The sequence below is a fragment of the Lutispora sp. genome, assembly GCF_041687175.1.
In the GTDB taxonomy this organism is placed as follows: Bacteria; Bacillota; Clostridia; order Lutisporales; family Lutisporaceae; genus Lutispora.
In genome coordinates this window covers 37,222-45,541 of sequence record NZ_JAWLCK010000009.1, presented here as the reverse complement: position 1 = coordinate 45,541, position 8,320 = coordinate 37,222, and the positions used below count along the sequence as shown (strand labels likewise).

Annotated in this window: 7 protein-coding genes; 5 read left to right on the top strand and 2 right to left on the bottom strand. The window is 34.0% G+C overall.

The genetic code is table 11. The features are described 5' to 3' along the window. Positions 1-857: shikimate dehydrogenase (gene aroE / locus ACESM9_RS03115; RefSeq protein WP_372995185.1), on the top strand; the 857-nt coding region annotated here is incomplete at its 5' end. A 51-nt stretch (positions 858-908) separates the two neighbouring features. Here the strand turns inward: aroE and ACESM9_RS03110 are convergent. Further along, positions 909-1,520, bottom strand: coding sequence for a TetR/AcrR family transcriptional regulator (locus tag ACESM9_RS03110; protein ID WP_372995183.1), 612 nt, complete (start codon positions 1,518-1,520; stop codon positions 909-911). A gap of 221 nt (positions 1,521-1,741) precedes the next feature. Here ACESM9_RS03110 and ACESM9_RS03105 point away from each other — a divergent pair, with 221 nt between their 5' ends. Together ACESM9_RS03105 and ACESM9_RS03100 are read left to right on the top strand one after the other, a co-directional pair. Beyond that, positions 1,742-3,409 carry an OPT/YSL family transporter gene (locus ACESM9_RS03105; protein WP_372995181.1) on the top strand — a complete coding sequence of 556 codons (1,668 nt, stop codon included), beginning with the start codon at positions 1,742-1,744 and terminating at the stop codon, positions 3,407-3,409. Positions 3,410-3,432: 23 nt separating this feature from the next. Next, complete coding sequence (locus ACESM9_RS03100; protein WP_372995179.1) at positions 3,433-4,755, top strand: amidohydrolase family protein; 1,323 nt, start codon at positions 3,433-3,435, stop codon at positions 4,753-4,755. 481 nt (positions 4,756-5,236) lie between these two features. On the opposite strand, the gene murC is transcribed toward ACESM9_RS03100, so the two are convergent. After that, positions 5,237-6,616, bottom strand: a complete 1,380-nt coding sequence (gene murC, locus ACESM9_RS03095) for a UDP-N-acetylmuramate--L-alanine ligase (protein ID WP_372995177.1) — start codon at positions 6,614-6,616, stop codon at positions 5,237-5,239. A gap of 228 nt (positions 6,617-6,844) precedes the next feature. On the opposite strand from murC, the gene purR reads away from it, so the two are divergent. Both purR and spoVG read left to right on the top strand, forming a co-directional pair. After that, the gene (gene purR / locus ACESM9_RS03090) at positions 6,845-7,666 is read left to right on the top strand and encodes a pur operon repressor (protein ID WP_372995175.1); all 822 of its coding nucleotides are present in this window, start codon (positions 6,845-6,847) and stop codon (positions 7,664-7,666) included. Positions 7,667-7,775: 109 nt separating this feature from the next. Next, the gene (gene spoVG / locus ACESM9_RS03085; protein ID WP_372995173.1) at positions 7,776-8,039 is read left to right on the top strand and encodes a septation regulator SpoVG; all 264 of its coding nucleotides are present in this window, start codon (positions 7,776-7,778) and stop codon (positions 8,037-8,039) included. Positions 8,040-8,320 lie beyond the last annotated feature (281 nt).

Here is an 8,320-nt window from a genome sequence, read left to right as displayed (position 1 = left end):
ATTCAAAAACAAAGTACATAGGATTGCTGGGCTATCCATTGGGACATAGCATTTCACCTGTTATGCAGAATGCAGCCTTTGAAAGTAAGAATATAAATATTGTTTATATTGCTTTGGAAGTTAAACCTCAGGATCTGGAAACAGTTGTGAAAGCTATACCTAAGATGAATTTTGCAGGTTTTAATGTGACAATTCCTTATAAAATAGAAATTATGAAGTATCTTGATGAGACAGACGATTTGGCAAAGTTTATAGGAGCAGTTAATACGGTAGCAATAAAAGACGGAAAGATGAAAGGATACAATACGGATGGCATAGGTTTTTTACGTTCTTTGGAAGAACATCTGAATATAAAACCTGATGGCAAAAATATATTTATTCTTGGAAGCGGCGGTGCTTCAAGGGCTATTTCTATGACTTTGGCAATGAATAGAGCAAGAAAAATATACATCTGCAACAGAACATTTGAAAAAGCAGAAGCATTGGTAGCTGATATAAATAAAAGATGCGGACAAATCAGCCAAGTGGTTCCCATGAACAATGAAAGAATGGCGGAAGCTATATCAGAAGCGGATATCCTGATAAATACCACCAGTGTAGGAACACATCCTGATGTTGATGATATTCCCATAGACAAAGATTTATTGCACAGTAATCTTGCTGTATGTGATGTTGTATATAATCCTAGGAAAACAAAGTTGCTTTTAGTAGCTGAAAAATTAGGCTGCAAGATTATGTCAGGCCTCGGTATGCTGATTTTCCAGGGTGCAGAAGCCTTTGAGATATGGACAGGAGTTGAGGCACCTGCTAATACAATGTTTGAAGCTGCAGAAGCTTTCTATAATCATTCAGTTTAGATTTAAAAAATAAGTTTCAAGGCTTCCAAGTAGAAGCCTTGTTTATATGTTTCATTGTTTATATATACCTTTAAATATCATATTAATAAATTTATGAGCAATTTCTAATCTTTCAGTATTATCAGTGATGCCTTTATAGTACCAATATTTAATTATGTTGTATTCTGCAGTGGTAAGTAAATATGAAGCAAATTCTATATCAATACTTTCATTAAGTAATCCTTTATTCATGTCTCTTTTTAATCTGTTAAGATTTAATTCCATAAAGTTAGCTAATGCATAGTCAAAATAGAATTTTTTTATTAGATCATCGTTATCATTACTTGACAGCACATCTAATAATTCTTTTTCTCTATCATCCAGAATGGAATTATCTTCAGAAATTTTTAATATCTTTAGGAAGATATCTTTAATGTTGTCTTTTTCATTGAAAACATACTTTTGCTTTTTATCAGCAATATTATTGATTAAGAACAAGAACAAATCATCTTTATCATCGAAATACTCATAGAAACTACCAATGGAGATATCAGCTTCTTTGACTATTCTTTTTATACTAGCTTTTTTATAATTACTTTTATATGTTATAAATTCATCATAGGCAGCATTGATGATTCTATCCCTTTTCTCTTGATCCAGCTTAAAAAAGTTATCTTTTGGCACAGATTACTCACTCCATTATATATTATTTGACTTTAGCAAATGGATTTTATCCGATTATAGTATATATATAATAAAAGTTATGGTCAATTAAGTTTAAAAAAGAATAATATGGGGATAAAGAAAAATATTGATTTAAACCATAAATTGGCTTATAATAAAACCGAACCGGTTCAGTTTTTTTTATAAGCTAATTTTTTTTACAAAAATCAGGAGGTGTATTGATGATGAGTAGTTTCTCTAAGGATGGAAGCACTTTTGAGAATCAGAAAGAGTTTACCTTTCGCGCAGTTCTATGGGGAATAATAGTAGGAATAATTATGATGGCACTTCTTATATACCTGGCTGCTGTAGCAGGAATGGATCTAAATGTATCTCCTGTAGCTTCTGTTTTGGGGGTGATTTTGATTCCTCTTGTAGGAGGTGCTACAAACAAGAAGGAAATCAACATTATGCAGACTACTGCTTCAGCTGTTGCTCTTAGTTGTTCAGGATTGGCTGTAAATTATATTTCTGCTATATTATTGGGTTATGAATACAATTGGTATTCAATTATAATTCCTTTGTTTTTGGCTAATATGATCGGTATATGCTTTGTAACATTGATAAGAAAACAAATGGTTGAAGATCCTAATTTGCTTTTTCCGCAATCGGTAATGTGCAAAACTGCTATCGATAACGCTGGTAAACTTACTGGTAGGGACGCAAAATTACTATTTCTTTTTACATTTATAGGTTTAGTAGTTGTATTTCTACAAAATGTTGTAGGTATAATTCCAGTTGTATTTGATTTCACTAAATTCTTGCCAAAGGGTATGGTTATGGGAATATTGATGATGCCAATGATGCTGGGAATGGGTTATATATTAGGATTTAAGATTAGCATAATCCTATTAGCAGGATCTTTGATTTCAAATATCATACTTGCACCTATTGGAACAAATTTAGGTTGGTATACTAATCCGCAAGTTGATTATTCAGCTATGCAAAATTTTAATATACCTATAATGATAGGCATGTCCCTTTTTGCCTCTGTTATACCGCTTTTAAGGCAGAGAAAAGCCTTTTTTGAAGCATTCAAGATAGGTGGTAATGGTTTAGGGGAAGAGTCAAAGTTTATATCAAGTAGATCTCTTATTTTGTGCATGGTTGTTTGTAGTATAGGAATATTGGTTTTTTATAAAGCTGTTTATGATGTTAACCCACTTTATATGTTATTTTTCCTTGTTTTAGGAATGGCTACTGCATTGATAGCAGTTAGGGTGCAAGCAGAATCAGGGCTCAGTGCTGCTTTGGCCTTTACTATATTCCAGATAATAGTAGTATACTCAATTATTAAAGATCCAATAATAGCCATACTTATATCTTTCATGTCTGGAGCCATAACATTGTTAGCTCAAAATACAATGATGGATTTAAAAACAGGTTATATGCTGGATGCTTCTCCTATAAAACAAGTGTGGTGCCAAATAATAGGAATCATACCTGGAATAATTATTGGAACAATTTTCTTTTATGGTTTATTAAAAACTTATGGAACAACCTCTGAATATATGTCCTATCCTATAGGAAAAATGTATTACGCAGTTGCATCAGGCTTATCAGGAACTGCTGGAGCAACTAATGTTTTTCATGCTGGAAGATTTATATTAGGTAGTTTAATAGGAGTTGTTATGTCTTTTATAGGTTTGCCTGCTGGTGCATTAGCTATTACTTTGTATCTCTCACCTGCGGTTGTATCAAGTGTTGCTGTTGGTGGCGTCATTAGGGGGATAGTAGAAAAAAGCCTAGGAAACTCAAAGGCTGAGTTTTATAATAATGCGGCGACTGGTCTTGTTGTGGGTGATGCGCTGGTAGCAGTTTTAATAGTTGTTATGTCAATGTTGATGTGACAATGGAAGGAAGGAGGTATTAGATGAAATATCAGAGATATGATGATAGACCTCTATTATTAAAAAGTGCAAACATCATTGATTTATATAGTGGTTATATCCACTATAACAAAAATATAATTGTTTACAGCGACAGAATTATTGATATTCAAGATTCTGTTTGTTTGCAGGATGATACAAAATATATGATAGTAGATTGCACTGATAAATTTATTATTCCAGCTTTATGGGATATGCATATTCATATATTATGCAACGCGGATTTGGCAATTCCCCATTTGCTGGCCAACGGTGTACTAGGGATAAGAGATATGGGTTCTTCCTTTAAGGAAATAGAGAGTTTACGAGCAAAACTAAAAGAAAATTCCTTACCAATGAATGTTTATGTAACAGGCCCTATTTTGGATGATAAAACAATTCCAGGTATTGATAGTAGAATTAATATAGCAGAAACAGATGATGTATTATCTGTAGTGAAAGAATTATATGAATCTGGTTCTGATTATATCAAGGTTCATTATAAGGTACCCTATGATAAATATTGTAAGTTACTTAAACATGCAAAAAAATTTAAGCTTCCTGTTGTAGGGCATGTGCCTTATGATGTCAGCATAATGGAAGCCATAAGGCTTGGACAGAGAAGTCTAGAACATCTTTCCGGAATATTTCTAGGTTCCTCATCTTCTGAAGATGTTTTGAGAGAAAGATATGTAACTGCAGAGAATAATATGTTAGCAGAGCTTAATGAGAAAGAAGCCGCCGAGACTTTTGATGAAAATAAGTTTGAAGAGATTATGAAAGCTTCAATTGAGAATGATGTATATTATACTCCTACTATGAGGATTATGAAAGCAGCAACTTCAGAACTCATAGATTCAAAACCAGAGTTTTATAAATATATATCACAGGAACTGATAGATTTTATGGAAGATTTCACGAAAGAATTGAAGAAGTTTAATCTTATACCATTTTTTGATTATATGTATGAACAAAAGATGAAATTGTTAAGTAAAATACATGTTTTAAAAGTACCCATAATGGTTGGCACTGATTCTCATTGTAGCATGTTAGGGGATCAATTTAAGATATTTTACGGTTGCAGTGTACATGAAGAGATGCAGGAACTTGTCAATTGTGGATTTTCAAATCTGGAAGCATTGCAATGTGCTACTATTAATCCGGTAAAATTTCTTAATATTGCTGATGATTTTGGAAAAATAGAAACTGGGAAAATTGCAGATTTTCTCGTGCTGAATTCTAATCCTTTGGAAGACATAAAAAATGCACAGGATATCGAATACATCGTTTTGAAAGGTATGCTAAAACCGGTTAAAGAGTTTATTTGAAACGAATTTTTATTAGGGCATGAGCTTAAGAGTTACAAAAATCAATTTCTTTGTGAACTGCACATATGCTTATTCTTTAGTTACTGTAGCTTTTTTAGGTACAACAAAATCAATAGTATAGGGGAACGCTATTGTAACTGCATATTAGATATGTGCTGAAGATATGTTGTGAGCTTTGTTAGCAGTTCTTAGCGAAGAACGAACAAAAAAACCGTAAGGCTGGCACGGAGGCCAGCCTAGGCATCCTGGACAAGGATGTCCTTTGGATGCCGTTAGGCTTTTTGTGAGTTCAAGCTATAGAAATGCCAAAGCGAACTCTTATATCTGAAGTACATATCTAATATGCAGACAGGTGAGCATTAGAATGTCACCTGTGACCCGTAGGGTTACCAAAGCAAATATTTTATGCTATATTATATATTACTTAGATTGACTATGTAAAAGTAACTGTATGTAAGCATGAGAGCAAAAAGATGCTGTCTTAGCGCTTCAACTTCTCCAAAATCATTGGCCCAAGCTTTGTTATGCTTCCTGCACCGACAGTCATCACTATATCGCCGGGATTTACATTCTTGACCACATAATCTGCTATATCGTCAAATTCTTTCATATATATTACATTATTGCTAATCCTATTGGCTTCTTCAGCCAAATCTCTTGAATGAACTTCCCCTGTATCCTTTTCTCTGGCTGCATATATATCTGTTATTATTACATGGTCAGCCTCTTTAAAAGAAGATGCAAATTCCTTAAAGAGCAGCTTTGTCCTTGTATAGGTGTGGGGCTGGAATATACACCAAAGCTTATTATGGGGGAATTTCCTGGCGGCATTCAGTGTTACCCCTATTTCCGTGGGGTGGTGGGCATAATCATCAACTACAGTAATATCCTTTACCGTTCCCAGTATATCAAACCGCCTATGGGTTCCTTTGAACTCCATTAGGCTTTCACGAACCACATCTGCAGATATATCAAAAAAGTCAGCTACAGCAAAAGCTGATAAGGCATTTAGAACATTATGAAGTCCTGGTATTTGCAGTCTGAATACACCCATATCCTTTCCTTTTTTCACGACTCTGAAGAAAGGGTGTCCAAATTCGTCAAATCCAATATCCTTTGCCATATAATCTGTTTCATTTTCAATGCCGAAGGTTACCACATTACAGTTGGCGTGAGGTATAACTTCCATCGTATTGCTATCATCAGCACAAACGGCCAGACAACCTTCCTTGGGGATTAATTTAATAAACTTTATAAATGTGTTCTTTATATGTTCAATATCTTTGAAGTAATCCAGGTGATCTTCATCTATGTTAAGTATTATGCCGTAGAAAGGATAAAATTTTAAAAAGTTCTCCATATATTCGCAGGCTTCTGTTATAAAATATGGACTATCACCTATTCTCACATTTCCTCCGATAGAATCCAGTTCTCCTCCTAGAAGTATAGTGGGATCTAAACCAGCATTCTTGAAGATGATGGATATCATCGAAGTGCTTGTGGTTTTTCCATGGCAGCCTGCAACAGCAATACCATAAGAATATTCCTTCATTATACCACCCAGAAAGGCGGCTCTGTCTATTAAGGGGATGCCTAATTTCTTTGCCTCAAGTATTTCCGGATTGTCATCTTTTACTGCTGAGGTATAGACTACCAAATCAGCTCCATGAACATTCTCTGCATTATGTGATATTTTGATATTTATTCCGTGGGATTTTAGTTTTCTAATTATTGGGCTATCTTGCATATCAGAGCCCTGTATACTATAGCCTCTACTAAGCATTATCTCTGCCAGACCGCTCATGCTTATGCCACCGATGCCAACGAAATGTATGGTTTTAATACTATCTGATAAAAACATGATTTACACTCCCTAAAAGCAATATAATTCCAATGGAAACCTTTTATATTAAAAATATATTAACTATAGTACTATTATAGCCTTAATAATTTGACTGTATTTTAAATTATACAATAAAAATGCAAAAAAATATTTATATTATTTTAAGAAGGATTTCCGTAATAAAAATAGAAATGAATAAAAAAGAGAATAATGGAAATAATATTCGTATTTTAGAGGAGGAAGCACATGGAAAAGTTTAAAAGGAATGAAAGAGTTGCAGGCCTTATAAAGATATTAAGCGATAACCCTAATCATTTATTTAGTCTCAACTATTTTAGTGAATTGTTCAGTGCAGCAAAATCTACCATCAGTGAAGATATTGCTTCTGCAAGGAAAATAGTTGAACAAATATCCTTAGGACAGATAGAGACCATATCCGGTGCTACGGGTGGAGTTAAATACAGGCCTTATATCAGTAAGACTGATGCTATACGATTTCTCGATGAATTATGTGAAAAACTGAGGGATCCTAAGCGAATCATTCCTGGGAATTACATCTATGCCTCTGATATAATTTATGACCCTAATGTGTCATCAAAAGTAGGGGAGATATTTGCTACATATTTTATGAATAGCGGTGCTGAGTATGTGGTAACAATTGAAACAAAAGGGATAACTTTGGCTCATATGACTGCCAGAGCCTTAAATATACCTTTAGTTATAATAAGAAGAGAGAATCGTGTTACTGAAGGTTCTACAGTAAGTGTAAATTATCTTTCAGGCTCTACCAAGAGGATACAGACCATGTTTATATCCAAAAGAGCAATACCTGAAGGCAAGAAGGTACTGATAATCGATGACTTTATGAAAGCTGGAGGCACTGCTAAAGGAATTATAGGCTTGATGAAGGAGATAAAAGTAGATGTTGTAGGTATAGGTTTCTTAATGAAGACTGTAGAGCCTAAAGAGAAGCTTATTAGTAATTATATTTCTCTATTAGAAGTAGATGAAGTAGAAGAGCAGAAGGGAACGATCAATATCTATAAAGATATGATGTTTAGTTTATAAGTATACCTATTTTCAGAAAATTCCAAGCAAAAAGAAGGAAAAATTGAAAATATGGCGAATATTTTATCTATTAATTGACAAGCATTTGGACGGGAAGGTGGTGAGCAGTATGAATATAACTGATGTAAGGATTAGGAAGGTAAACGCCGAAGGCAAGATGAAGGCTGTTGTATCTGTTACTTTTGATAATGAATTTGTAGTGCATGATATAAAAGTTATCGAAGGACAGGAAGGACTATTTATTGCTATGCCCAGCAGAAAGACACCTGACGGAGAATTTAAGGATATAGCCCATCCTATAAATTCTGCAACAAGAGAAAAGATACAATCTGCAATACTTGAGGAATATGAAAAAGTTAAAGATGCAGAATAAATAATCGGTGCTTGCCATTAAAGTCCGTTCCATTTATGTGGGAGGGACTTTTTGCATATAAAAAATGGTCTGGTATCATATTTTACCTCCATTGAATATATATATATTATTGGTATTAATATGTGGGAGGTAATATGATGTTAGATAAAAGAAAACATCATCCGGAAGACTACATGTCAGATATGGATTTAGATGATATGGAAATGTACGAAATGGATATGCCAATGATGGGTTGCCCGATGATGCAATGCCCTATGCTGCAGTGTCCCATGATGCAGTAT

Coding starts and splice junctions, on each gene's coding strand:
- ACESM9_RS03100 (WP_372995179.1), top strand. CDS start 3,433: ATGAAATATCAGAGATATGATGATAGACCTCTATTATTAAAAAGTGCA.
- ACESM9_RS03105 (WP_372995181.1), top strand. CDS start 1,742: ATGATGAGTAGTTTCTCTAAGGATGGAAGCACTTTTGAGAATCAGAAA.
- murC (WP_372995177.1), bottom strand. CDS start 6,616: ATGTTTTTATCAGATAGTATTAAAACCATACATTTCGTTGGCATCGGT.
- purR (WP_372995175.1), top strand. CDS start 6,845: ATGGAAAAGTTTAAAAGGAATGAAAGAGTTGCAGGCCTTATAAAGATA.
- spoVG (WP_372995173.1), top strand. CDS start 7,776: ATGAATATAACTGATGTAAGGATTAGGAAGGTAAACGCCGAAGGCAAG.